This window comes from Arthrobacter sp. CAN_A212, assembly GCF_015752345.1.
GTDB lineage: Bacteria > Actinomycetota > Actinomycetes > Actinomycetales > Micrococcaceae > Arthrobacter_D.
Map to the genome: position 1 here is coordinate 154,810 of NZ_JADOUT010000004.1, position 24,716 is coordinate 179,525.

The following is a 24,716-nucleotide window of genomic DNA, read 5'->3' on the forward strand; positions in this document are numbered from 1 at the left end:
ACGGCGTCGCGCCGGATCGGAGTCAATCGTGGGATCACCCCGCCACGTACTGGTGTCTCCGGAGCGGCTGCCCGGCTGGGTGGAGCGGTTCGCCGCCGGCAACGGCGGGTTGAAGTCCACGTCCGGGCACGACGCCGACGCACGATCGCGTGGAGGGCTGCTGCTGTGGGGGGCGAACGGGTGTGTGGCCGAACTGTACCCACCCCGGGAGGCCCCTGCCCCCGGGTCCGGCGCTGATCCGTCGGTGGACGGGCTGATCGCCTCCGCGACCAGCGAAGACCCGATTGGTCTGCTCCTGGTCCGGCGGGGAGGTTATGCGGTGGGAGTTGCCGAGGCAGGGAAATTGCTTGTCTCGAAGACCGGCACCAAGTACGTCCAGTCGCGTACCGCCGCCGGCGGCTGGTCGCAGCAGCGTTTCGCCCGACGTCGGGCCAATCAGGCGTCGGGGCTTGCCGACGCTGCAGCAGTCCACGCCGCGCGACTGTTCGGCGAGCACCCGCCCGGTAGCCTGCAGCTCGGCGGCGACCGCACGCTCGCGGCCGAAACGCTGGCCAACCCGGTGTTGCGCCGGTTCCAGTCAGTGCCGCAGTTGAGGTTCCTGGTGGTGCCCGATCCCCGCCTGGACATCCTTAAACAGGCAGCCGGCGATGCGCGCTCCATCAGGATCACGATCACCGACCCCTAAGCTGACCCCGAACCTGCCGACGGTGATGGCGTCGCTGCTGCACCCTGGCGCTACCGCGCATCAGCGCCCTCGCGCTACCGCGCATCAGCGCCCTGGCGCTACCGCGCGTTGGAGGCGCGTTGGGCCGCGCTGCGGAGCCGCCCGACGGCGTCGTCCGGGTTGTCCGCCCCGTAGACCGCCGACCCTGCGACGAAAACCGTCGCCCCGGCCTCAGCCGCGCGAAGAATGGTGTCTTCGGTGATACCGCCATCCACCTGGAGGGCGACCGGAAGGTTGGCGCCCCGGATTGCTTCAGCTGCCCGGCGGATTTTGGGGAGCATGACATCCAGGAAGGACTGCCCGCCAAAGCCCGGTTCGACAGTCATGATCAGCAGCAGGTCCACTTCGCCCAGCAGGTCCAGGTACGGCTCGACCGGCGTTGCCGGTCGCAGCGCCAGCCCCGCTTTCGATCCGATGCTGCGGAGCTCGCGGGCGAGACGAATCGGGGCGGCCGCGGCCTCGGCGTGGAAGGTAACCGAAGCGGCACCCAGTTCGGCGTAACCGGGAGCCCAGCGGTCGGCGTCGTCAATCATCAGGTGCACATCGAGCGGGAGGCTGCTGACCTCCTGGATGCGCTTGACCACCGGCAAGCCCAGCGTCAGGTTGGGGACGAAGCTGTTGTCCATCACGTCCACATGAACGGCATCCGCCGAGGCGATGCGACCCAGCTCGCTCTGCAGGTTGGCGAAGTCGGCGGACAGGATGCTCGGGTTGATGCAGCAGGCGGTCATGGAACTCCTTGAGCGGATGTGTCGGTGGTCTTCCCACAACCTACCCCGATCGGGTGGGGTACCCGGTTCTGGCCGGTCCGGTTTCCAGGCGGTCCGCTTTCTAGGCGGTACGGCGGATCAGCGCGAGGAACATCGCATCGGTGCCGTGGACGTGAGGCCACAGTTGGGCGGTCTTCTCGTGGCCGGCCGCCAGCGAGCCGGTGAGGCTGACCTCGTCGAGGGCCTCCCCCGCGTCGATCAGTTCAACGTCGTCGCGGCGCCGCAGGCAGTCCTGCACCACTGCCGAGGTTTCGGCGGGATGTGGCGAACAGGTGACATAGGCCACCACGCCGCCGGGGCGGACTGCTGTCAGGGCAGCCGCGAGCAGATCACGTTGCAACGCCCCGAGTCCGCCGATATCCGAGGGCTTCCGCCGCCAGCGGGCTTCCGGACGCCGGCGGAGGGCCCCCAGCCCGGTGCAGGGCGCATCGACGAGAATCCGGTCGAAGGTGTCCGGGAAGTCATCGGCAACCGTTCGGCCGTCCCCCACCCGCACGGTCCAGACGGCAGGATCGAGCGGCCGCAGGGCCTGGCGGACCAGCTGGGCGCGGTGTTCGGCCGGTTCGTTCGCCACCAGGGTATGACCACCCTGTTGCGCGAGGGCGCCGAGCAGTGCGGCCTTGCCACCAGGCCCGGCGCAAAGGTCGAGCCACTGCTCGGCGCCGTGGTCGGCCGACGTCGGGCCGCCGTCGAGCGACACAGCGGCAAGTGCCCGGGCGACCAGCTGGGAGCCGGCGTCCTGGACCCGGGTGGTTCCGACCCTGATGCTCTCGAGCCGGCCCACATCACCCGCCGAGAACAGAGCCGAGTCCTCGGCGAGCTCGCCCGGCACGGCTCCGGCGTCAAACGCTTCATCAAGGGATCCCAGTCCGGGGAGGGCGAGCAGGTTGACCACCGGCGCGGCATTGTTGGCGGCGAGGAGAGTCTCGATTTCGGAGACATCCCTGCCGTGATCGACCAGCGCACCTCGGAGGGCGCGGACAATCCACTCCGGGTGGCTGTGGGTGATGGAGCTGATCTTCGTAGCGTCCGTGAGATCAGCGGTCAGTTCAGCGACCCATTCCTCAAGCGACTTGGCCGACACCCGCCGCAGCACCGCATTGATGAGTGCTGAGGGTCCGGCGCCGATCACGGCCCGGGCCAGGCCGACTGTCTGGTCCAGGGCCGCGTGAGCGGGCACCCGCATCGCGAGGAGCTGGTGGGTTCCGATCCGCAGGGCATCAAGAATGGCCGGGTCAAGTTTTTCCAGCGGCCGGTCGACGCACCTAGCCAGGACAGCGTCGTAGGTTCCCTGGCCACGAAGCGCCCCGTAGGCCAGTTCAGTGGCGAAGCCCGCATCGCGCTTGTCGAGGCGGTGCTTGCGGATGCTGACGGGCAGCACCAGGTTCGCGTAGGCGTCGTCGGCCTCGACGGCGCGCAGCACCTCGAAGGCTACGAGCCGTGCCGGGTCGGCCCGTCGTGTCCGCTCGGAGGGCGCGGCGGTGGAGAACCCGCGCGGTTCGGCACGGTTGCGTTCCCGTCCGGCCGCATTACGGCGTCGTTCCGGCCCGCCCTTGCTGCCCTGTCCCTGTTGCTTGGTCACGAAATCTGCCTCGTCACGAAAAAACCAGCTCTCCTTGTTGTCCTGCGCCGCGCGCCCAGTCGGCTGCGCGCATCTTCTTTTTCCCAGCCGGCTGAACCTCACCGAGGACGACTGCACCCGAGCCAGTGCCCACGATTACGGAGCCGGCTTCGAGGGACACCACACCCGCGGCCAGGTCGGCGACCGCATCAGTGGAGGCCGGATCGGTGGAGGCCGCATTAGTGCGTTGTTCCAGCAACGACACCGGACCCAGCTTCACCCGCTGGTCTCCGAGGAGGGTCCAGGCACCCGGCTCGGGGGTGACACCGTTGATCCGCCGCCGGACGGCAAGGGCAGGCTGGGCCCAGTCCACCCGCGCGTCGTCGATAGTGAGCTTGGGCGCGAGGGTGATGGGACCCGCTTGGGGCACTGCCTCGGCCCGTCCCGCGTCCACCGCGGAGAGGGTCTGGACCAGCAGCACGGCCCCACCCTGGGATAACCGCTCCAGCAGGTCACCACTGGTGTCGCCGGGCCGGACCGCTTCGGTCATGGTGCCGAAGACCGGACCCGTGTCGAGGCCCGCTTCGAGACGGAAGGTCGAGGCCCCGGTGATCTCATCGCCGGCCATGACGGCGTGCTGGACGGGGGCGGCTCCGCGCCACGCGGGCAGGAGGGAAAAGTGCAGGTTGATCCAGCCGTAAACCGGGATGTCCAGGGCCGGCTGAGGGACCAGTCCGCCGTACGCAACGATTGCTGCCACGTCGGTGTTCAAGGCGGCGATCTGCTCTGTGACCGCGGCGTCGATCCGGTTGGCGCGGATCACGGGTAACTCCAGTTCGGCTGCCCGCGCCGCTACGGGGCTGGGTGTCATGATCCGTTTGCGCCCCAGCGGGGCGTCCTCGCGGGTCAGTACCCCGACGACGTCGAACCCGGCATCCACGAGTGCGTCGAGGGACGGCACCGCCACACCGGGCGTCCCGGCGAAGAGGACCCTCATCGTCTGGTTCCGTGGGTGCTGGGCTGGCCGCCCTGCACGGTTGACGCGGTGCCAAGCCCGAAGCTTGAGCCGATGCTCTCCGACCGCTCGCGGGTGGTCTGGTCCGCCACCGAGGAATAGCTGGAGCTCCGGATTGCGCGCATGGCGTCCTTCCGGTGCTCCCCCACCAAGCGGTCAATGTACAGCGAGCCGTTCAGGTGGTCTGTCTCGTGCTGGAAGCAGCGTGCGAGCATTCCGGTTCCTTCAAACTCGACCGGTTCACCGTTGAGGTCGAGGCCGGTCACCCTGGCCCAGCTCACGCGTGGCACGGGGTAGCCGAGTCCCGGGATGGACAGGCACCCTTCCGGTTCCTCGGGTTCGGGTTCGGTGCCCACCTCGAGTACCGGGTTCACCACGTGGCCCGACGCGTCGCCGATCCGGAAGGTAAAGACCCTCAGGCTCACCCCCACCTGGGGTGACGCAAGGCCTGCTCCATGCACGTCGTCCATGGTTTCCACCATGTCAGCTACCAGCCGGGCCAGCTCCGGACCGAACTGGGTGACCTCGGCGGCGGGGGTTCTCAATACCGGGTCGCCGATGATCCGAATGCTCAAGACGGCCATGCTGTGAGTGGTCCTAACGTCGTGGATGGTGTGCTGCATGATGGGCAACTGTTGTCAGTGGGTCACTGTTGTCAGTGGGGCACTGTTTTGATGGGTGAACTGATCTGAATCGTGGGTCCTGCTCTTCAATAGTGCGCTGTGATGCGATGCCATTCTAGGCGCGAACCCGGCCGCACCCTCAGCCGGCCCGTTCTCAGTGGGCAGATCCGCTTGCGACGGCGCCACCTGCGGTGACGGGAGGTGGCCCGATGGGGAGCAGCGCCCGCCCGGCGGCGGCCGCATCCAGACCGGCTTCCCACGACCGGCGCAGCGCGCAGAAGCGGAACCAGTGCTCCTTGAGGACCTCAGGGTTCGCACGCATGGCGCGCACCTCGGTCTTGCCGATTGCGACGCCCAGCAGGATCAGTTCGTGGTCGTACTTCCATGGCTCCCAGGTGCCAGCCTCCCCGTCGACCAGGCTCTCCTGGGCCTTCATGCCGGCGACGAGCTGCATCACCACCTTGTCATCGAGGGGCTTCACCTGCCCGTCGCGGTCGGTGTTTTTGGTTTTGAAGTCGATCAGGCACAGCCGTCCACCGATTTCGGCGAGCAGGTCGAGCGTGCCGGCGTAGCCGACCTCGTGGTTCCAGACGGTGAGTTCGGCAGCGATCGGCCGCACCTGGTACTGGGTCCACCATTCGTCGAAGCGGGCGGCGAACGCTTCCTCGTCGTTCTCAGCGAGGGCTGCCCGGGCGCCGTCGACGTCGTGAGGCTTCTCCAGGTCCCGAAGGGCAACCTGTTCGCAGTAGTAGTGCACCCGGGTGCCCCGGTCGGCGGCCTCGTCACGGTAGCGTTCCGCGGCCACGGAGGCGTCCTTGACCACGGTGCGCAGCTGCGAGGGGTTGTCCAGCGCGGCGGGCACCCGCGGATCGTTCGCGACGGCGTTGGCAGCCATGTAGCCGATCCAGCCATCGAGGGAGGCGGTGGCCTGCGAGATGACGGTGGTGATCGAGGGGACGATCGGACGGTCGGTGGTCGAACGGGAATACATGCGTCCGTGCTCAGTCGAATGAGCCAGCAGCGGTTGAGTCATACATCCAGTCTGACACCGGATACTGACAATCTATAGTCGGCCCCATTCCGGCGTCGTTCGACCCGGATTGGACGAACCCCATTTCCTCCTATAGAGTTTTTACTCGTTGGAAAACGACGAATAACCCTGCAAATCCACGGATTTTCATGAGGTTGTGAATCATCAATCAACATGCGGACGTAGCTCAGCTGGCTAGAGCACCACCTTGCCAAGGTGGATGTCGCGGGTTCGAATCCCGTCGTCCGCTCGCAAGTCACTGTAACTATCGGAGCACCTTTCGATGGTCTTGGTTTACCAGGCACGGTGGGGTGGCCGAGAGGCGAGGCAGCGGCCTGCAAAGCCGTATACGCGGGTTCGAATCCCGTCCCCACCTCCAGTACGGAGCTTGCACCCATCTCGATGGGCGATTGGCGCAGCGGTAGCGCGCTTCCCTGACACGGAAGAGGTCACTGGTTCGATCCCAGTATCGCCCACTCAGAGCGGTTCCCGTGGTTCTTCAGAATTCACCGGGTACCGCTTTTTCGCGGACGTAGCTCAGCTGGCTAGAGCACCACCTTGCCAAGGTGGATGTCGCGGGTTCGAATCCCGTCGTCCGCTCCACTTCCACCACCCGCGTCTTACACATGATCCCGGCTACGGCCGGGGTATTTTTCTTTAACGAGCTTTGACCAGGAACGCCTCGCGGCTCCCCCACCCGGTTGCCGGCTCGATGCGGGCCAACACAAGTGCTCACCAACCCGGCAACTGCAGTGAGCATAGACGCTCATGCTCAGCAGCTCCCCGCGGTGAATGAGCACTTGTGCCGGGCCCAGCGGTATTCCAGCCCACCCAACGAGCTCAGTCAGTGGGACTGTCTAGACAATCCCACTGACCAGCCTCGGTCAGTGGGATCTCGGGATAGGAACACCCCATTCCAGGTAAGTCACCAGCCAGAGCGGCATGATTCCAGGTAAGTCACCAGCCAGAGCGGCATGCGGGCCAACAGGAGGGCCTCTGCAGTTAGTGCAGCAGTTTCAGCCCGATCACGCAGGCTACAATCCCGAGTACCAGCAGCACCTTGATCACCGAGGCGGATTCGCCGTCGAAAATCATCGCGTACGCCACGGTCAGCGACGCGCCAATGCCCACCCAGACCGCATAGGCGGTCCCTACGGGAAGGGTGCGCATCGCCCACGCCAGGCCAACCATGCTGAGGGTCACCGCCACACCGAAGATGATTGACGGAACCAGCCGGGTGAATCCCTCCGACTTTCCAAGGGCTGTGGCCCAGACGGCTTCGAGGACGCCGGATACCACTAGAACAATCCATGCCATGACAGTCTCACTCCTGAAACGCCGTCTTGTCGCTGGCCGGGTACGGCGCACCTCGTCCGGGTGCCATCTGGCTTTTCAAGGCTGTCACATCGCCGCCCCAGCGGCAATACAGCCCGGAAATACGCCGTCGGCGGACACTCAGGCAAACCACAGGCTGCGTGCTTGGAACTGCCAACCGAGCGCCCTAAGATGGCTCGCAGAGGGAGCATCAGGTTCCCGGATCGAAAGGAGGTGCCTGTGTCTGTATTTGACGGGCTCAAAGGCAAGGCCGGAGTGCTGAAGGAAAAGGCAACCGAGCTGGTGGGCGAGAACTCTGGAAAGATCAAGGAAGGCATCGGTCACGCTGGCAACTTCGTTGACAGCAAGACCGGAGGCAAGTACGCCGACAAGATCGACAAGGTTCAGACCAAAGCCTCCGAAATGGTTGACAAGACCGACCGCGGGGACACCGACCGGCCAGCTGGCCCCGGAGTTCCTCCGGCCGTGTAAGGCCTATTGCTCGACAAAAGAAGCGCCGGTCCTGCCGTGAGGCAGTACCGGCGCTTTTTGCATGCTCACCCGGTGTCCGGGCCGGGTCTGGCCGATCCGGCCCAGGGCGGGAGCTAAGCTTCGCTGCCCTGACGGGCCAGGGCCGTCAACCGGGACACGGCCCGGTGGTACTTCTTCATGTAGCCGCCGGTCATCATTTCCTCGGTGAAAAGCTGGTCGAATGCGACGCCACTGGCAAAGACCGGAATGTCCTTGTCATAGATGCGGTCCGCGAGGACCACGAACCGCAATGCGACCGCCTGCTCCGAGATGGTGCCCACGTTGTGCCAGGCGATGTAGTCCACGCCATCGATCAACTGGCGGTACCGGCTCGGGTGCACCCCTGAGAGATGTTTCACCAGGTCACTGAAGACGTCCTCGGCCAGCATGCCATCGGGCCCGTCCTTGAGCTCGCGCACGCGGTCATGGAGACCTGATTCGCTGAAGGGCTCAGGCGCCTCGGGGAGCCCACGGTGGCGGTAGTCCTCACCGTCGATGCGCAGCACGTCGAACTGGTCAGCGAGCACCTGGATTTCCCGCTGGAAGTCGACGGCCGCAAACCGTCCGTCGCCCAGCGAGCCGGGCAGTGTGTTGGAAGTCGCCGCGAGCTTGACCCCGGCGTCGGCGAGCTCACGCATCAGCCGGGACATCAGCACCGTATCTCCCGGATCGTCGAGTTCGAACTCGTCGATGCAGACCAGCGCGTACCCACTCAGCGCGTCGACCGCGCGTCGAAAGGACAGAGCGCCCACCAGGTTGGTGTACTCCACGAAGGTACCGAAGGCCTTCTTGCCCGAGGTGGCGTGCCAGAGCGACGCCAGGAGGTGGGTTTTACCGACGCCGAATCCGCCATCGAGGTAAATTCCCGCTCGTGTGGGGGCCTTCTTTGCGCCGAATAGTTTCCGCAGGCCGGTCGGTTCGGGCTGGTTGACCGTGTCCGCGAAATCGGACAGCGCCTTGACTGCCTCTGCCTGGGACGGCTGGTCGGGGTCGGGACGGTAGCTGTCAAAGGACACGTCGCCGAACCGGGGGGACGGATAGAACCCGGTCAGCAGTTCGTCGACCGAAACTTTGGGGGTCCGCTGGGAAAGCTGTTCGATAGTTGCCACGGTAGGCAAGAATACGGCACATCCACCGGAGCACGTGTCCCGGGACCACCCATCGCGGGGCATTTGTGGCGTGCGGTGAACCTCTGGAAATATTTCAGGGCAGGCGTGGTTACGCTAGTAGAGACCACATATTCTTCGCGAGAAAGGCCTACGGATGTCAGTCGCAGCAGATTCCGATGAGAAGTTCGCTCACTATGCCCACCCCGAACGGCTCGTCTCCACCGCCTGGCTGGCGGACAATCTCGACACAGATTCCCTGGTGGTGGTCGAGTCGGATGAGGACGTCCTCCTCTACGACACGGGCCACATCCCCGGTGCAGTGAAGGTGGATTGGCACACCGACCTCAACGATGAGGTCACCCGCGACTACGTTGACGGCGCCGCTTTCTCCCGCCTGATGTCCGCCAAGGGCATCACCCGGGACACTACCGTTGTCATTTACGGTGACAAGAGTAACTGGTGGGCAGCCTACGCCCTCTGGGTCTTCACCCTGTTTGGCCACGAGGATGTCCGGCTCCTCGACGGCGGCCGCGACAAGTGGCTCGCCGAGGGGCGCCCGACCACCACGGACGTGCCAGCCGTTCAGAACGTCGAGTACCCGTTGGTGGAGCGCAATGACGCTCCGATCCGCGCGTACATGGGCGACGTACTCGAGCACCTGGGGAAGCCCCTGATCGACGTCCGCTCGGCCGACGAATACACCGGTGCCCGCACCCACATGCCGGCCTACCCTGAGGAAGGCGCACTCCGCGGTGGGCACATCCCCTCCGCCGCGTCGGTCCCCTGGGCCCGCGCCGCTGCCGAGGACGGGACGTTCCGCAGCCGGGCCGAGCTCGATGCCATCTACCGTGACGAGGTGGGTCTGAAGGACGACGACGACGTCGTTGCCTACTGCCGCATCGGCGAACGGTCCAGCCACACCTGGTTTGTCCTGTTCCACCTGCTCGGTTTCAGCAAGGTACGCAACTATGACGGCTCCTGGACCGAGTGGGGCAACGCGGTACGGGTCCCCATCGTCAAGGGCGAAGAGCGTGGCGAGGTTCCCACGTCATGACCGCGCCGCTACCCGCCAAGCTCGACGAGATCGTCGAGGATTTCCAGGCGCTGGACGAGCCTGACCGGTTGCAGTTGCTGCTGGAGTTCTCCCAGGGGCTCCCGGCTCTCCCTGCCCATCTCCAGGAACACCCGGAGTTGCTGGAGCAGGTCGTGGAGTGTCAGACCCCTCTGTTCCTTAGTGTGGAAATCGGCGACAGCCCCGAGCGGATTGTGCACCTCTACTTCTCCGCGCCGCCGGAGGCTCCCACCACCCGCGGGTTCGCCGGGGTTCTCCATGAGGGCCTGGACGGGCTTCCATCGGCTGAGATCCTCGCCATCCCCGACGACGTTCCGGACCGTCTGGGCCTGACCCGGGCGATCACGCCGCTGCGGATGCGCGGCATGACCGCCATGCTCGGCCGAATCAAACGGACGGTGCGTGCGGGCCAAACCGCCTAGGTGTCAGGTCACGATCCGGAAAGATCAGTTTCTGACGCCGGGCCGGGCCCTGCCGTGCAGCACCGGCGCCAACCAGTTGGCGACGGTCTGCTCCCATTTCACCGGGTCGACATTCCATTCCTTGGTGTGCCTGGCCCGGTGGAACCGTTCGAACCTGACAAACGCCGGGTTCCGCTCGGCGAGTTCTTCGGAGGCGCCCACCGGGACGAATTCATCATCCTCGCTGTGGATGATCAGGGTGGGGATAATCAGCTGCTCGGCCCGGGCCACCCAATCGAGACTCTTCAGATCGAGCGGTGCCGCCAGACCGGTGGCCTTCCGTCCGGCACGGTTGGTCAGGAGCCACTGCCCCAGCCGCCCGATGGGTGCTGGGATGCGGTTGAGCTGGGCGTGATAGGCGAGAACCTCGATCCAGTTGACCACCGGCCCATCGAGGACCAGGGCCCTGATGCGTTGCCGGTGACGGGAGAGGTCGGCGGTCTGCAGGCAGATGGCACCACCCATCGACCAGCCAAAGAGCACCACACCCTCGGCACCGTGGGCCACCGCGTAGTCAATGGCGGCCTCGACGTCCCGCCACTCGGTCATTCCCAGCCCGTACCGGCCATCGGCTGCGTGGGGGGCTTCGCCGTCGTTCCGGTAAGACGCTAACAGGGAGGTCATTCCGAGCGAGCGGGCCAGGCGCACCGCCCGCAACCCTTCGGTGCGTTGCACTCCCCTGCCGTGCACCATCACCGCCCAGTCCGTTGAGGTTTTCTCGGCACGAATCAGCCACGCGGGTGCAACTCCCCCTTCGACGGGGATGCCCACCTCTTCATCAGCAAAGCCGACGGACGACGGCGAGGAAAAGACTGCGCCGCTCCACCACCCGCGGGTGGCCCCGGCAAGGTTGCCCGAATAGACGGTTTCCACCTCCCGCTGCACGGTACCCTCACGGGGAACGTAGGAGCGGATGGCACCGATGCGCGCGTGGCCCCGGCCGCCGTCGAAATACAGGCTGTAGGTACCCTCGACAGTCGTGTCGTCATTGGCGGGGAGGATGACCTGCTGGCCTGTCCCGGAACCGATCACCGCCAGTATGTCCAGGTTCTCGTCCCTGACGCGCGCCGGGGTGACGACTTGCCGCGCGAAGTGTGCGGCAAGACCCGAGGTGGCTACCGCGACGGTCGAGCCAACTGCGCTGCCGATACCCACCCCGAGCATCGTCCAGCGGAGCCAGGGTGCAGTGGTGGAAGACTCCGACGCGGTGACGGGGAAATTTCGCATACCCCATTCTTGCCTGTGCTCCCTGCGATCGGTGGCAAACCATTGCGGGGTGTCGCAGGCTCCGCCGTCGCTAAAGCTAGGGTCGCGGGAGGTTGAGCACTAGTCTTGGCTCATGGCCGAGACGATAGTGGTACTGACCGAAGAGAGCCTCAACGATGGCGACGCAAAGAACCTGCTGACCCTGGTCGGAGAGGAACCCGCCACGCTGCTGGTCTTGATTCCCGATGACCGGCACAAGAATGTGATGGTCGAGTTCTTCCACCACCTGAGCCTGCTGGAATTCGCCGACGCCTTCCGCGAACTGTCCAAGGGGCAGCAGTCCGCCCAGGAATCCCGGGGGACTGCCGAGGCTGCCCTCGAGGCTTCCCTGCGGGTTGCCGAGAACCACGGGCTCCGTGCGCGCGGGTTCATTGCGGCCGGCAACGCCGTGGAGGCGATGGTCGACGCCGTCAGCGAGCATGACGCACGGCAGGCGGTGGTCATCACCCGGCCGCACGCCGTCGCGGACACGCTGCACACCGACTGGGCCAACCAGGCCCAGGACCGGCTGGGAGTGCCTGTGCTGCATCTCTATTCCGGTTCGGGATTTATCGGGGGTTCCTAGGCGTTGAAGAAGTCATGAGCACAACAGAACCCAGCGAAGTCCCTGTCCAGAAGACCGATGACGAGTGGCGTTCCGAGCTAACCAGTGAGGAATACCGCGTCCTCCGTCAGGCTGGCACGGAGCGGCCCTACACCGGCGAGTACTACGACACCACTACCAAGGGCGTGTATCAGTGCCGCGCCTGCGGCCATGAGCTTTTCACCAGTACCGAGAAATTCGATTCGCACTGCGGCTGGCCCTCCTTCTGGGCCCCGCTGGCCGAGAACACCGTCCGCTATCTGCATGACAATTCAATGGGGATGCAGCGCACCGAGGTTCGCTGCGCCAACTGCGATTCACACCTTGGCCACCTGTTCGAGGGAGAGGGCTACGGCACACCCACCGACCAGCGGTTCTGCATCAATTCCGTCTCCATGAAGCTGGTGGAACAGGCCTAGGCAAACCCCGGGGGAGGTCCAGCATGTCTGGGCCTCCGCTGCCGTGCGCTTCAACGAAGCATAAGAGTTACTTATACTCGATGGAATATTCGGTAAGGAAACCTTGAGGGTTGCTACGCTCATTTCCATGACCCCGACGACGACGAACCCCAACCTCACGGCAGCAGGCGCAAGCCCCCTCCAGACCACGGACCGGACGGCTGGCTCGCCCCAGAACATGCCGGCGTGGCATCGGCTCAAGGCTGCCGCCACGTCCCTCCAGACACTCCAGGTCAAGGACGGCTCGGTCCCTGAGCCAGCCGACCACCAGAGCGCCTCGGCGGCAGTGGACACGATTGTCGAAGCCATTGAGGAGCTTGCCCCGTCCTTTCCCCACGACGCCGGATACCTGACAGCCGCCGTTCAGGACTTCACGACGTGGCGCGACGCGGGCTTCGGCGTCCCCAACTTCCTTGCCTCCCTCCTGAAGTTCCAGCCCCAGCAGCACCGGGTCGACGGGCTCCAGCACCTGGTGGTGTTCCCCATGTACACCCAGAATGGCAGCACCAACCGGCTCGTGGAGGCCGTCCTCATCGAGGTGCTGTGGCCCGAGTTCATTGCTGAGCTTGAGGCCGGCGACTACTCCAACAAGCTCTTCGTCCCCATCCGTTTCCTCGACTTCACCGCCGGTTACGACACCAACTCCGCTGTCCTCTTCCCGGAAACAGTCGCGGTCAGCTCCACCCCCCAGTTCACGTGGGGTGCCATTTTCGCGGACCGCGAGGCGGCACGCTTCCGGAGGGTTGTCGCTGCCGCGGCCGGGATCACCCAACTGGACCTTCCCGCCGAGGCCGCGGAACTCGTCGCGGACCAGCAGCTTGCCGAGCGGACCTTCGTGATGTGGGACCTCATTCACGACCGCACCCATATGCGCGGCGATCTGCCGTTCGATCCGTTCATGATCAAGCAGCGCATGCCCTACTTCCTCTACTCGCTCGAGGAACTGCGCTGTGATCTCACGGCCTTCCGGGAATCGGTGCGGATCGCCCTGGACGAGTCGGCTCCGGACGAGACCCGCCGTCATGCCCGGCTGGTGCAGTACGCGGTCATCTTCGACCGGATCTTCCGCTTCTCCATCACTGGTAGCAGGGTCCGGAACTACGACGGCCTGGGAGGTCAGCTCTTGTTCGCGTGGATGCACCAGCACCACGTGCTGCACTGGACCGACAGCCGCCTAAGCATCGACTGGGCGGAGGTTCCCGCCGTCGTCATCGCCCTTGGCGAGAAAATCGAACAGCTCTACTGGCGCTCGATCGATCGGCCCAAGATCGCCCACTGGCTTGCTGCCTACCAGCTGGTGACCGACACCGTCACGCCGCACCCGGCGTCGGTGTGGGCGAAGGGTCCCGACGCGCTCGAACTGACCGGTCCGCCGCGCGGGCTCACCGATGCCGTTCTGGACGATGAGTTCCCCCTGTCGATGTTCTTTGAAGCTCTGGATCGCAAGATGAAGCCAGTGATCGAATCCACCGCGGGCATCACCGGGACCGCAGCGTGAGCGCAGCCGTGCCCTCACTCGACGGCCTGACCATCGTCGTTGCCGGCGCTGCCGGAGCGTCAGGGGTAGCCTGTGCAACCCTGTTGGCGGGGCACGGCGCAACGGTTGTCGCCGTGGGGTCCCATGCTGGCCGGCTTGAGAAGGCCCTCGGCCACCTCGACCGCGTCGACCGGCGGGTGTGCGACCTCGCCGACGCACCCGCCGTCAACGATCTGGCCCACGCACTGGCGACCGACTACCTCTCGGTCGATGGACTGATTCACCTGGTGGGCGGGTGGCGCGGTGGGAACGGAATAACGGGACAGGCCGACGACGATTACAACGCCCTTCACACCAGCGGCTTCACCACACTGCGCAATACCAGCCGCGCCTTCTACGCTCCGCTGCTCGCCTCGTCGACGGGCCGGCTGGCGATTGTCTCCTCCACGGCCGTCCAGCGCCCGACGGCGGCAGTCGCCTCCTATGCGGCCCTCAAGTCGGCGGCGGAGACGTGGACGCGAGCGGTCGCGGACGGGTTCCGGAGCGACCAGCAGGCAGGGGACGACGGCACGCCGCTCACCGCCGCGGCCACCATCCTGGTGGTCAAGGCACTCCTGGATGACGGGCTACGGGCGAAACATCCGGACCGCAAGTTTCCGGGCTACACCCACGTCAATGATCTGGCGACAGCGGTGGTCGGGCTTTACGCCGCGGACGCGCGTTCGATCAACGGTGAGCGGCTCGTCCTGGCGGGGTGAGCGCTGCCGTCGCTATTGCGCGGCCGCGTCCTCGCCGCTCCAGGCCTCCGCGTAGAACTCCGGGGAAAGGGAGGTCACCAGCTCGGCATAGTGGCTGGGTTCCAGCGCCTGAGCGGATCCGGCGGGGGCCTCGGGTGCGAACGCGGAGATCCCCAGCCCGGCTTCCCGGCCAGCCAATGTCAACCCTGCGGCCTCCAGGATCGTGGGGTACATGCTCAGTTGGTCCACCCGGGGTCGCAGTGCGGCATTCCCCTCCCCGCCCGGCAGCCAGATCCGGTTGAAGATTGTGCGGTTGCGGTGGTCCCCCAGTTGCTCCTGGAACGCATGGCCCCCGCCGATCTGCTTGAGATGGTCGCCCATGATCACCACCGCAGTGTCCTTGAGATAGCCCTGCTGTTCCAGGTGCTCCACGAAGCCAGCCACCTGGGTCATTGAACAGAAGAATGCCGAGGTGACCTCGTCCTGGGTGTCCACCTCGCAGTAGTCGTAGATGTGGACCGGCTCGTGTGAATCCAGGGTCAGCAGCGAGAGGTTGAAGGGTTGACCGGTCCTCTCGGCGGTGGCGTGCAGCTCGTCGACCTCGTCCCTGGCGTTGGCGAGGAGGCGTTCGTCGCTGAGCCCCCAGTCGCTGCGGAAGGCTGTGGCAGGCTCACCCGCGGCGCGCCAATAGGACAGGTCCTTCACTTCCGAGTAGCCGTGGCTGCGCAGGAAAATATCCTTCGCGGCGAATGAGGCGTTCGCACCGCCCAGGAAGACATTCGTGTAGCCGTGCTGACCGAGAACATCACCGAGGCAGGTTGCACCGTCGAGGTAGCTCTCGACCTTGCCGCCCAGCGCGTTGTACGCGCCGCCGCCGGAGCTCGAACCAATACCCTTGAGCGGGATACCGCACTGCGTCGAGGTAATGCCGGACATGGTCCAGCCTCCACCCTCGTACTGCTGCAGGTCGTCAACGGTCTGCCAGCCCTCCGCTGCCGGCGTGACCTCCTTGAGCGGGGCGAACGCGTCCTTCTCAAACAGCTCGTCGTCGGCAAGAGTCCCCTCGCCTGACTCAAGATAGATGAGGACCAGATTGCGCTTGTCCGTGTCGCTGGTGACGGTCGGCTCGATATAGAAGTCGTCGACCTCGTAGTCGGAGTTGACTGCCTCGATGTAGTCCCTCACGCCCACTGTCGCGGCAAAGGCGGCCGAGCCACCGATGACCACTGCGGCCACCAGCACAGTGGAGACCGTGCGCATGATCCAGGGGGCGCGGCGCGGCCGGCTGATGCCACCATTGTTGCGGACCTTGCGGCGGCGGAAATACTGCCAGAGAGCGAGCCCCACCGTGATGAGCAGCGGCGCGACGCCGATCCCCAGGATACTGATCCAGACGATGGGTCCGCCTCCCCCATCGGTTTCCACAGCGACAATGTTCAGGAGCATCTGGTTGACGGAGATTTCGCCCCAGAAGAACTGGATGATGGCGGCGGCGATCAGCAGCGCCAACCCTACTCCGATCAGGGCATGGACCACTACCCGTCCCACGACGACACCGACCCGTCGGGTCGCGGAGAAAACATGGTCGTACATGGCACCCTCTGCCTTCTTTGATGGCTGGATCGTGGGCTGAACGCCATGACATCCAGCCGGTTTTCGGGCCCACAAGAGCGTAGTACCGATAGCTGCTGCATTCAACAGATGCCCGGCTCCCGGCATCGGATTGTTATCCCAGCTCTGACGGCCGCTGGAACGTCTTCGTCACCCCTGACGGGGACGCCGACGCCCGTCGCAGGCGCTGGCTGGGTGATAATTGAGAAGTGACTGAAACCATCGCCCCCATAGCCTCCCTGCACAACCCCGATATCCGCGGCTTTGCGTCGGATAACTACTCAGGAGTGCACCCTGAAGTCCTCGCCGCGCTTGCCGCTGCGAACGGAGGACACCAGACCGCCTACGGCGACGACGTGTACACGCACCGGTTGCAGGAAATCATGCAGGAACACTTCGGGGCGGGCACCGAGGTATTCCCCGTCTTCAACGGTACCGGGGCCAATGTGCTCAGCCTGCAGTCTCTGCTCCCCCGGTGGGGGGCGGTCATCTGCGCGCAGACCGCCCACATCAACAAGGACGAAAACGGGGCCCCCGAGCGGATCGCCGGGATCAAACTCCTTACCGTTCCCACCCCCGACGGGAAGCTGACGCCCGAATTGATCGACCTTGAGGCGTGGGGGTGGGGCGATGAGCACCGGGCCCAGCCACTCGCCGTGTCGATCACGCAGACCACCGAACTGGGCACCCTCTACACCGTCGACGAAATCAGGGCCATCGCCGACCATGTCCATGACCGCGGCATGCATCTCCACATGGATGGTGCGAGGCTCGCGAACGCCGCGGCTGCGTTGAACCTGCCCCTGCGCGCCTTCACCCGGGATGCCGGCGTCGACATCCTCTCCTTCGGTGGCACCAAAAACGGGTTGCTGTTTGGGGAGTGCGTGGTGGTGATGAACCCCGAGGCAGCCACCGGCCTGACGTACCTGCGCAAAATGAACATGCAACTGGCCTCCAAGATGCGGTTCATCTCGGCCCAGCTGATCGCCCTCCTGGAGGACGGTCTATGGCTGCGTTCAGCCGCGCACTCGAATGCGATGGCGGCGCGGCTCACCCTGCTCGTGAAGGAGATTCCGGGCGTGCAGCTGACGCAGCAGACAGCCGCCAACGCGGTCTTCGCGGTGCTTCCCCGGGACGCGGCCAACCGGGTCCGTGAGCAGTTCAAGTTCTACGACTGGGACGCCGTCACCGGTGAGGTGCGCTGGATGTGCTCGTTCGATACCACCGCCGAGGACGTTGATGCCTTTGCCGAGGCAATCCGACGGGAGACGGCAGCCAGCATTGCCCCGAGCTAGCACAACCAGCTGCTGACACATCGGCGAGCCTGACCGGTGCGCGGGCGCACGTGCCATAGCCTTCCTGAGTGAGCGCAATTGGCGATCTGACCCCGATGCCCCGCGAGTTCCAGTCGGCCCTGACCGAACTCCGGGAAGCAAAATGCCGCAGCGAGATCCGGCTGGATGAAATACCGGCCCCCTCGCGGTTGGCACCGTTTGCCGTGGCCCTCGGAGCGGAGGTCTTCCAGGCCGGACCGCAGCGGATGCCGGTCCACGGACCGGCACGCGCTGCGTTCGCCGGGACCGAACCCGAGGAGCTGGCCACGGGCCGGTTCATTCTCCTGCATGACCCGAGCGGATCAGACCTGTGGGGCGGCACTTTCAGGGTGGTCACCTACATCCGGGCCCAGCTTGAACCGGAGATGGGTAATGACTCGCTCCTCGGATCGGTGGCCTGGACCTGGCTGGCCGAGGCACTGCAGAACCACGGCGCCGAATACGGCTCGGCTGGCGGAACCGCGACCCGCATCCTTTCAGAAAGCTACGGCACCCTCACCGACCGGCCCGACAGGATCGACATCGAGCTCCGGGCATCCTGGACCCCGGAAACACCGAGGGTACGGAACCATCTGGAAGCGTGGGCGGACATGGTCTGCACCTTCGCCGGTCTGCCACCCTTGCCTGACGGAGTGGCCTCGCTGCCCAGCCGGCGTCGTCACTAAGCCGTTCACCCCCGTGGCTCCAACTGAGGCATGCGCCCACTGGCACAGCCGCCTGGACGGCGCGGCTAGACTGGATCCATCATGACCTCGCAGACTTCTGAGCATCCTGACAATCGCGCCCCGGATGCTGGCGCGCCAGTTGAGGACGTCGCTGAACCGCTCCCCCTTCCCCTGCTTAATGAGCCCAGCGACGGCGTACCGCTGGTCATCGACACCCGGGCCGGACTGGAGCGCGCGGCCCGCGCGCTGGCCCAGGGCACCGGTCCCGCAGGGGTCGACGCCGAGCGCGCCTCAGGGTTCCGGTACGGGCAGCGGGCTTTCCTGGTGCAGATCCGCCGGGCCGGGGCTGGCACGTGGCTGATTGATCCTGAACCCTTTGAAGATCTGCGGATCATCGATGAATCTCTTGAGGGAGTCGAATGGATTCTCCACGCCGCCTCCCAGGACCTACCCTGCCTGTCAGAGCTGGGCATGTGGCCCGACCGGCTGTTCGACACCGAACTCGCGGCGCGGATTGCCGGGATGCCCCGGGTGGGTCTCGCCGCGGTGATCGAAAGCTTGCTGGGGTACACCCTTGCCAAGGAGCACTCGGCCGCCGACTGGTCCCGCCGTCCCCTGCCGGAGCCGTGGCTCCGGTACGCCGCGCTCGACGTCGAGGTCCTGACCGAACTGCGCACCGAGCTGATTAGTTTGCTCTCCCGTGACGGGAAGCTCGAGATTGCCGAGCAGGAGTTCGAGCACATCCGGAGTACGCCGCCCGCCGAGCCCCGGGTCGATCCGTGGCGCAGGACGTCCGGCCTACACCAGATCAGGGATCGGCGGCAGCTGACGGCAGTGCGCCAGCTGTGGCTTGAGCGCGAGGACCTGGCGAAGAACCGCGACATCGCTCCCGGCCGCCTCATCCCGGACTCAGCCATCCTTGCCGCGGCCAAGGCCATGCCCAGCACGGTCCCCCAGCTGCTGGGAACAACAGGCTTCCATGGTCGCGCCGCCGCGAGGGAGGCACCACGTTGGCTCCGCTGCATCAGCGAGGCGCGAACCCTCACCGCCCTCCCTGAAATGCAGCTGCCCACCAATTCGCCGCCACCCCCACGGGTCTGGGCGGACAAGGACCCCGAGGCAGCGGCACGCCTCGCAACCGCCCGCCCCCGGCTGGCAGTCGTCGCCGAGAGCCTCAACCTGCCCATCGAGAACCTATTGACTCCCGACTACCTGCGGCGGGTGGCCTGGCGACCGCCAGCCGAGATCTCCCTCGAGTCGATCAGTGGGGCACTGGCCGAGCTGGGTGCACGCCCCTGGCAGGTGGAAAAAACAGCGGCCGTCCTCACCGTCGCCTTCCTCGATCCCGATCCCCTGCCAGAGAAGGCACCGCGGACCTCCGATCCGAACCGCTAGAAGCTCCCGATAGGGACCTGCGATCGGGCAGTGTTCTTGCAGGCTAAGTTACCCGCTAGTAACATAAGGTCGAATTGCAATCACAGATCGTATGAAGACTCGATGAGGAGCAACAGGTGAGCACCACTACAGGGCCAGCACAGACCGGTGCAGGACGCCGGATCAGGGACGTCGTCTTTGTCGATGGCGTCAGAACCCCGTTCGGCAAGGCCGGGGAAAAGGGCATCTACGCCGGAGTGCGCGCCGACGACCTGGTGGTGAAGTGCATCCGCGACCTGATGCGCCGGAACCCCGGGCTTCCGGCCGAGCGGATTGACGACGTCGCCATCGCCGCCACCACCCAGACTGGCGACCAGGGACTGACCATCGGGCGCACCGCAGCGCTCCTGGCGGGCCTCCCCCGCACTGTTCCCGGCTTCGCCATCGACCGGATGTGCGCGGGCGCCATGACTGCCGTCACGACGACGGCGTCGGGCATTGCCTTCGGCGCGTACGACGTCGTGATTGCCGGCGGTGTCGAGCACATGGGAAACCACCCGATGGGCGCTGATACCGATCCGAACCCCCGGTTCATTTCTGAACGGCTGGTGGATCCCGCCGCGCTGAACATGGGCAATACCGCCGAGAACCTGCACGACCGCTTCCCCGCCATTACCAAGGACCGGACCGACGCGTACGCCGTCGCCAGCCAGACGAAGCTGGCCGCCGCCTACGCGGGCGGGCAGATCCAGCCCGATCTGGTCCCCGTCGCCTCCCGCAAGGAAGGCACCGGATGGACCCTCAACACGGTCGATGAGCCGCCCCGGCCGAACACCACCACCGAGGACCTCGCCGCCCTGCGCACCCCGTTCCGTTCGCATGGTCGGGTGACCGCTGGCAACGCTGCGGGCCTGAACGACGGCGCCACGGCGGCTCTGCTCGCCTCCGCGGAAACCGCTGCTGAACTGGGCCTGCCCGCCAAGATGCGACTGGTTGCCTACGCCTTTGCCGGCGTGGAGCCCGAGGTGATGGGAATCGGACCGGTACCCGCCACCGAAAAGGCCCTCCGCCAGGCGGGGCTGTCAATCGAGGACATCGGCCTGTTTGAGATCAACGAGGCCTTCGCCGTCCAGGTGCTCTCCTTCCTGGACCACTTTGGCATCGCCGACGACGACCCACGCGTGAACCGCTATGGCGGCGCCATCGCCGTCGGGCACCCCCTGGCCTCCTCCGGAGTGCGGTTGATGCTGCAGCTGGCCCGGCAGTTCGAAGAGGACCCGTCGGCGCGGTACGGCATGACCACCATGTGCATCGGCCTGGGCATGGGTGCCACGGTGATCTGGGAAAACCCTCACCACCCGGACTATTCGACGAACGCAGCGGAGGACGCAGCATGAGCTTTGACCGTTATGAGAAACTCGCGGCGCTGGTGCCCGACGAGGTCATCACCCACTCCTACGTGCAGGACATCGACCTGCCCCAGGAGGGCGGGACCCTCGCGCTGATTACCCTGGATAACGGGTTGGATCACACCAAGCCCACTACCCTCGGGCCCAACACGCTCATCGAACTCGGCACAGTGCTGGAGGGGCTGAAGACCCGCGCGGCCAACGGCGAACTGGCGGCCGTCGCCATCACCGGGAAGCCCTACTTCCTGGTTGCCGGTGCCGATCTGTCGACCGTCAAAACGCTCAAGGCCGCCGAGTACGGTGCCCTGATGGCTGAGTTGGGCCACGAGGCCTACAACCTTCTGGGGAGCCTCGGCGTCCCGAGCTTCGCCTTCATCAACGGCGTGGCGCTCGGTGGCGGCCTGGAGGTGGCTCTCGCTGCCGACTACCGCACCATTTCCACTGGTGCCAACGGCATTGGCCTGCCCGAGGCGTTCATCGGGCTCGTCCCGGGGTGGGGTGGGGTCTACCGCCTCCCGCGGCTGATCGGTCCGGCCGCTGCCATGAAGGTGATGATCGAGAACCCGCTCAGCAACAACCGGATGCTCGACGGGCGCTCGGCGTTCGACCTCGGTATCGCCGATACCTTGCTGGAGCCAGCCGACTTCCTTGAGCAATCCCTCGCCTGGGCAGCCGGCGTCCTGAAAGACAGCTCAGCCGTCGACGCGCGCCGTGCCACACACGCCGCATACACCGACGCCGACTGGGATGCTGCGGCAGCAGCCGGGCGGGCCTTCGTGGACGCGAAGACCTCCAACGCCGCACCTGCGCCCGGGAAGGTCCTCGACCTTTTTGAAGCCGGGAAGAACCGTACCCGCGAGGAGTCGGCCGCCGCCGAGTGTGAGGCCCTGACCCACCTCATGCAGACGCCCGAGTTCCACGCGACCGTTTACGCGTTCCTGGATCTGGTGCAGAAGCGGGCGAAGCGTCCGGCAGGTGCCCCCGACCGCAAGCTCGCGCGCAAGGTGACGAAGGTCGGCGTCGTCGGTGCCGGTCTGATGGCCGGACAATTGGCGCTGCTCTTCGCTCGGCAGCTCAAGGTCCCCGTGGTCCTCACCGATATCGATCAGCAGCGCGTCGATCAGGGGGTAGCCTATGTCCACGCCGAAGTAGACAAGCTGCTGTCGAAGAAGCGGCTGTCCCCCGATGCGGCCAACCGGACCAAGGCGCTGGTCTCCGGTTCCGTCTCGAAGCAGGCCTTCGCTGACGCCGACTTCGTGATCGAAGCGGTCTTTGAAGAGCTCAGCGTCAAGAAGACGGTCTTCGCGGAGGTGGAGGCAGTGGTGTCACCCGAGTGCATCCTTGCGACCAACACCTCCTCGCTGTCGGTCACCGAGATGGCGGCCGACCTCTCCCACCCCGAACGCGTTGTGGGTTTCCATTTCTTCAACCCGGTAGCGGCCATGCCCCTGTTGGAGATCGTCAAGGCGCCGCACACCGACGACGCCGTCCTGGCCACGGCTTTCGCTCTGGCCAAGGAACTCAAGAAGTCAGCCGTGCTGGTGCAGGACGCGACGGCGTTTGTGGTCAACCGCATCCTGGGCCGGATGTTTGGTGAGATCACTGCGGTGTTCGACGAGGGCACCGACGCCGCGACCGCCGACAACGCGCTGCGCCCGATGGGGCTCCCCATGACGCCGTTCCGTCTGCTCGCCCTGGTGGGACTACCGGTGGGTCAGCATGTCCAGGAGTCCCTGCACGCGTCATTCGGTGACCGGTTCCACGTATCGGCCAATCAGCAAAAGCTGATCGACGCCGGAATCAAGGGACTATGGGTCAGGGGCGAGGACGGCACCGAGACGGTGCCCGAGTCGACCCTGGCGCTGATGTCCCGTGGCGATGCGCCGTCGGACAGCGCCGAGGTGCTCCGCCGAACCCAGGATGCCCTCGCCGACGAGATTGGCCGGATGCTCGATGAGGGAGTGGTTGCCGCGCCCGAGGATATCGACCTGTGTGTCATCCTCGGTGCCGGCTGGCCCTTCCACATGGGCGGAATCACCCCCTATCTGGATCGGGTGGGCGCATCCGAGCGGGTCAACGGGAAGACCTTCCACTAGGACCCGCCCCCTCAAGACCCGCGACCCCGAACGGCGCCCGTTCCCCCCTCTCAGGGGGCGGGCGCCGTTCCCGGTTCTGGCCCAGTCCGCTCACTCGCACCGGAGGAACTCCACCGGCTCCGCTGTGGCACCACGTGCCGCCGGCAGTGTCCCGGGCAGGAAGGCAATCCCCATCACGATCAGGATGATGACGGCGATCGAGTGCGCGTCGAAGACGATCAGGTTCAGACCGGGCGGCTCGGCCAGATTCCGGGAGCGTCGGAAGGCCGCGAGTATCAGGCAATCGAGAGATAAGTTGTTGCTCGTCCTCTGGGAAAAGGACTGCAGCACCGTGTCGCAACTGGGGTCCCGGCTGCATCTTGATAGCGGCACCCTCTCACCGCTGCTTAAACGGCTGGAGGCACTTGGGTTGGTGGAGCGTCGCAGGGAAAGCCAGGACGGCCGCACGGTCACCATTCGCCTGACCGAGCGCGGCGCGGGGCTCGAGTCCCAGGCCGCCACGCTCCAGGGAGACCTACGGGACCAGCTCGCAATGAGCGATGAGGAGCTCGCAGCGCTCCACGTCCTGGCAGCACGTTTCTGCAGTGTTGCCAGGTCGCCAACGGCTGGAACACCGTCACCGGCGGAGCACGCCTGACCTCCACCTTGACCGCTCGACCTTCACCCAGCACCAGACCAACCACCGACCGCTTGACCAATCACCGAGGAGAACCATGAACGCCATCTACACTGCCGAGGCCATCGCCACCGGAGCCGGACGCAACGGCCGGACCCGCACCGACGACGGGCAGGTTGATTTTGCCCTTGCGGCACCGAAGTCGCTGGGCGGTTCCGGTGAAGGGACCAACCCCGAGCAGCTGTTCGCGGCCGGGTACGCCGCCTGCTTCCACTCGGCGCTCCAACTTGTCGCCCGGGAGGCCAAAGCCGATCTGGGAGACTCCAGTGTGGGTGCGAAAGTGGGCCTGGGCCGCAACGATAACGGTGGTTTCTCACTTCAGGTAACCCTTGAAGTGGTTGTGCCCGGCCTGTCACAGGACGAGGCACAGGCCCTGGCGGACAAGGCGCACCAGGTATGCCCCTACAGCAACGCGGTCCAGGGCAACATCGATGTTTCTGTGATGGTGTCTGACGACTGAGCCGGGGCTTCATTCCTGCCCGGTGCCTAACCCTGGTGCGGCGCCACAACGACGGCAGCGCGCCGGGTGCGGTAACGCCCCAGTAACGCGGACTGGTCCACACTTAATCTGCTTCGACCTGAGTCGATGTGGAGCGACGCCCGGTCAACCGGTGGCGGCTCCGGAAGTGTGAGGAGTGCTCCATGACGTGGTCCGGCTGGTTCAATCACGGCGCCCCTGCCGGCGGTTTCGCTGGCGGACCGTCGATCGTGTCCCGCAACAATACGGTCTGCAACATCTACGTCCGCGGCGCAGACAACGCCCTCTGGCAGAAAGCCTTCTGGAACGGCGCCTGGCACGACTGGGGCCGCCACAACGACG

25 protein-coding genes, 4 tRNA genes and 1 riboswitch are annotated in these 24,716 nt (G+C 65.7%); of the genes, 19 read left to right on the plus strand and 10 right to left on the minus strand.

Annotated elements, in window-relative coordinates:
* Positions 1–28: 28 nt before the first annotated feature.
* Positions 29–685 (plus strand): acVLRF1 family peptidyl-tRNA hydrolase, encoded by a 657-nt coding sequence (locus tag IWX64_RS05780; protein ID WP_334683176.1) that lies wholly within the window; start codon positions 29–31, stop codon positions 683–685.
* Positions 686–783: 98 nt separating this feature from the next.
* Here IWX64_RS05780 and rpe read toward each other — a convergent pair whose 3' ends face one another.
* The 5 genes from rpe to IWX64_RS05805 form a co-directional block, all read right to left on the minus strand.
* Entirely contained in the window at positions 784–1,455 is a 672-nt protein-coding gene (gene rpe, locus IWX64_RS05785) for a ribulose-phosphate 3-epimerase (RefSeq protein ID WP_196866196.1), read from the minus strand.
* A gap of 100 nt (positions 1,456–1,555) precedes the next feature.
* Complete coding sequence (locus IWX64_RS05790; RefSeq protein ID WP_196866197.1) at positions 1,556–3,076, minus strand: RsmB/NOP family class I SAM-dependent RNA methyltransferase; 1,521 nt, start codon at positions 3,074–3,076, stop codon at positions 1,556–1,558.
* Between the two features lie 13 nt (positions 3,077–3,089).
* Positions 3,090–4,052, minus strand: coding sequence for a methionyl-tRNA formyltransferase (fmt, locus tag IWX64_RS05795; protein ID WP_196866198.1), 963 nt, complete (start codon positions 4,050–4,052; stop codon positions 3,090–3,092).
* A complete protein-coding gene (gene def / locus IWX64_RS05800) occupies positions 4,049–4,654 on the minus strand; it encodes a peptide deformylase (protein WP_334683177.1) in 606 nt (201 codons plus the stop codon). Before def ends, fmt begins: the two co-directional genes overlap by 4 nt.
* A gap of 193 nt (positions 4,655–4,847) precedes the next feature.
* Entirely contained in the window at positions 4,848–5,726 is an 879-nt protein-coding gene (locus IWX64_RS05805; RefSeq protein ID WP_196866200.1) for a cytochrome, read from the minus strand.
* A 173-nt stretch (positions 5,727–5,899) separates the two neighbouring features.
* Here IWX64_RS05805 and IWX64_RS05810 point away from each other — a divergent pair.
* The 4 genes from IWX64_RS05810 (at position 5,900) to IWX64_RS05825 (ending at position 6,326) form a co-directional block, all read left to right on the plus strand.
* Positions 5,900–5,973: transfer RNA gene (locus IWX64_RS05810), tRNA-Gly, on the plus strand.
* Between the two features lie 55 nt (positions 5,974–6,028).
* Positions 6,029–6,102: transfer RNA gene (locus tag IWX64_RS05815), tRNA-Cys, on the plus strand.
* Between the two features lie 25 nt (positions 6,103–6,127).
* A tRNA-Val gene (locus tag IWX64_RS05820) sits at positions 6,128–6,199 on the plus strand.
* Positions 6,200–6,249: 50 nt separating this feature from the next.
* A tRNA-Gly gene (locus tag IWX64_RS05825) sits at positions 6,250–6,326 on the plus strand.
* 399 nt (positions 6,327–6,725) lie between these two features.
* Here IWX64_RS05825 and IWX64_RS05830 read toward each other — a convergent pair.
* Positions 6,726–7,040: a DMT family transporter gene (locus tag IWX64_RS05830; protein WP_196866201.1), complete on the minus strand. Its 315-nt coding sequence runs from the start codon at positions 7,038–7,040 to the stop codon at positions 6,726–6,728.
* A 15-nt stretch (positions 7,041–7,055) separates the two neighbouring features.
* Positions 7,056–7,117: riboswitch (guanidine-III (ykkC-III) riboswitch) on the minus strand.
* Positions 7,118–7,277: 160 nt separating this feature from the next.
* Here IWX64_RS05830 and IWX64_RS05835 point away from each other — a divergent pair.
* Entirely contained in the window at positions 7,278–7,529 is a 252-nt protein-coding gene (locus tag IWX64_RS05835; protein ID WP_196866202.1) for an antitoxin, read from the plus strand.
* 113 nt (positions 7,530–7,642) lie between these two features.
* Here the strand turns inward: IWX64_RS05835 and zapE are convergent, their stop codons facing one another.
* Positions 7,643–8,677 (minus strand): cell division protein ZapE, encoded by a 1,035-nt coding sequence (gene zapE, locus IWX64_RS05840; RefSeq protein WP_196866203.1) that lies wholly within the window; start codon positions 8,675–8,677, stop codon positions 7,643–7,645.
* 154 nt (positions 8,678–8,831) lie between these two features.
* On the opposite strand from zapE, the gene IWX64_RS05845 reads away from it, so the two are divergent.
* Positions 8,832–9,731, plus strand: a complete 900-nt coding sequence (locus tag IWX64_RS05845) for a sulfurtransferase (protein ID WP_196866204.1) — start codon at positions 8,832–8,834, stop codon at positions 9,729–9,731.
* Positions 9,728–10,171, plus strand: a complete 444-nt coding sequence (locus IWX64_RS05850) for a SufE family protein (RefSeq protein WP_196866205.1) — start codon at positions 9,728–9,730, stop codon at positions 10,169–10,171. Before IWX64_RS05845 ends, IWX64_RS05850 begins: the two co-directional genes overlap by 4 nt.
* A 24-nt stretch (positions 10,172–10,195) precedes the next feature.
* Here IWX64_RS05850 and IWX64_RS05855 read toward each other — a convergent pair whose 3' ends face one another.
* Positions 10,196–11,437 carry an alpha/beta hydrolase family protein gene (locus tag IWX64_RS05855; protein ID WP_196866206.1) on the minus strand — a complete coding sequence of 414 codons (1,242 nt, stop codon included), beginning with the start codon at positions 11,435–11,437 and terminating at the stop codon, positions 10,196–10,198.
* Between the two features lie 112 nt (positions 11,438–11,549).
* Between IWX64_RS05855 and IWX64_RS05860 the strand changes: the two genes are divergently transcribed.
* From IWX64_RS05860 to IWX64_RS05875, 4 genes are all read left to right on the plus strand, one after another.
* Positions 11,550–12,041 (plus strand): hypothetical protein, encoded by a 492-nt coding sequence (locus tag IWX64_RS05860; RefSeq protein ID WP_196866207.1) that lies wholly within the window; start codon positions 11,550–11,552, stop codon positions 12,039–12,041.
* A 14-nt stretch (positions 12,042–12,055) separates the two neighbouring features.
* Entirely contained in the window at positions 12,056–12,478 is a 423-nt protein-coding gene (gene msrB / locus IWX64_RS05865; RefSeq protein WP_196866208.1) for a peptide-methionine (R)-S-oxide reductase MsrB, read from the plus strand.
* Positions 12,479–12,695: 217 nt separating this feature from the next.
* Positions 12,696–14,015, plus strand: a complete 1,320-nt coding sequence (locus IWX64_RS05870) for a DUF6421 family protein (protein WP_196866233.1) — start codon at positions 12,696–12,698, stop codon at positions 14,013–14,015.
* Positions 14,012–14,752 carry an SDR family oxidoreductase gene (locus IWX64_RS05875; RefSeq protein WP_196866209.1) on the plus strand — a complete coding sequence of 247 codons (741 nt, stop codon included), beginning with the start codon at positions 14,012–14,014 and terminating at the stop codon, positions 14,750–14,752. The genes IWX64_RS05870 and IWX64_RS05875 overlap by 4 nt, the downstream gene beginning before the upstream one ends.
* 12 nt (positions 14,753–14,764) lie before the next feature.
* Here IWX64_RS05875 and IWX64_RS05880 read toward each other — a convergent pair whose 3' ends face one another.
* Complete coding sequence (locus IWX64_RS05880; protein ID WP_196866210.1) at positions 14,765–16,324, minus strand: sulfatase-like hydrolase/transferase; 1,560 nt, start codon at positions 16,322–16,324, stop codon at positions 14,765–14,767.
* A gap of 227 nt (positions 16,325–16,551) precedes the next feature.
* On the opposite strand from IWX64_RS05880, the gene IWX64_RS05885 reads away from it, so the two are divergent.
* The 5 genes from IWX64_RS05885 (at position 16,552) to IWX64_RS05905 (ending at position 23,220) form a co-directional block, all read left to right on the plus strand.
* Positions 16,552–17,637: a threonine aldolase family protein gene (locus tag IWX64_RS05885; protein WP_196866211.1), complete on the plus strand. Its 1,086-nt coding sequence runs from the start codon at positions 16,552–16,554 to the stop codon at positions 17,635–17,637.
* Positions 17,638–17,732: 95 nt separating this feature from the next.
* Positions 17,733–18,341, plus strand: coding sequence for a DUF3000 domain-containing protein (locus tag IWX64_RS05890; RefSeq protein WP_196866234.1), 609 nt, complete (start codon positions 17,733–17,735; stop codon positions 18,339–18,341).
* A gap of 81 nt (positions 18,342–18,422) precedes the next feature.
* Entirely contained in the window at positions 18,423–19,736 is a 1,314-nt protein-coding gene (locus IWX64_RS05895; RefSeq protein WP_196866212.1) for an HRDC domain-containing protein, read from the plus strand.
* Positions 19,737–19,852: 116 nt separating this feature from the next.
* Positions 19,853–21,112: a thiolase family protein gene (locus IWX64_RS05900; RefSeq protein WP_196866213.1), complete on the plus strand. Its 1,260-nt coding sequence runs from the start codon at positions 19,853–19,855 to the stop codon at positions 21,110–21,112.
* Complete coding sequence (locus tag IWX64_RS05905) at positions 21,109–23,220, plus strand: 3-hydroxyacyl-CoA dehydrogenase NAD-binding domain-containing protein (RefSeq protein ID WP_196866214.1); 2,112 nt, start codon at positions 21,109–21,111, stop codon at positions 23,218–23,220. Before IWX64_RS05900 ends, IWX64_RS05905 begins: the two co-directional genes overlap by 4 nt.
* 90 nt (positions 23,221–23,310) lie before the next feature.
* Here the strand turns inward: IWX64_RS05905 and IWX64_RS16950 are convergent, their stop codons facing one another.
* Positions 23,311–23,550: a hypothetical protein gene (locus tag IWX64_RS16950; RefSeq protein ID WP_334683178.1), complete on the minus strand. Its 240-nt coding sequence runs from the start codon at positions 23,548–23,550 to the stop codon at positions 23,311–23,313.
* Position 23,551: 1 nt separating this feature from the next.
* Here IWX64_RS16950 and IWX64_RS05910 point away from each other — a divergent pair, with 1 nt between their 5' ends.
* On the plus strand, positions 23,552–23,857 hold the full coding sequence (locus tag IWX64_RS05910; RefSeq protein ID WP_334683179.1) for a MarR family winged helix-turn-helix transcriptional regulator: 306 nt from the start codon (positions 23,552–23,554) through the stop codon (positions 23,855–23,857).
* Positions 23,858–23,933: 76 nt separating this feature from the next.
* Positions 23,934–24,356 carry an organic hydroperoxide resistance protein gene (locus IWX64_RS05915; RefSeq protein WP_196866215.1) on the plus strand — a complete coding sequence of 141 codons (423 nt, stop codon included), beginning with the start codon at positions 23,934–23,936 and terminating at the stop codon, positions 24,354–24,356.
* Positions 24,357–24,716: the final 360 nt, after the last annotated feature.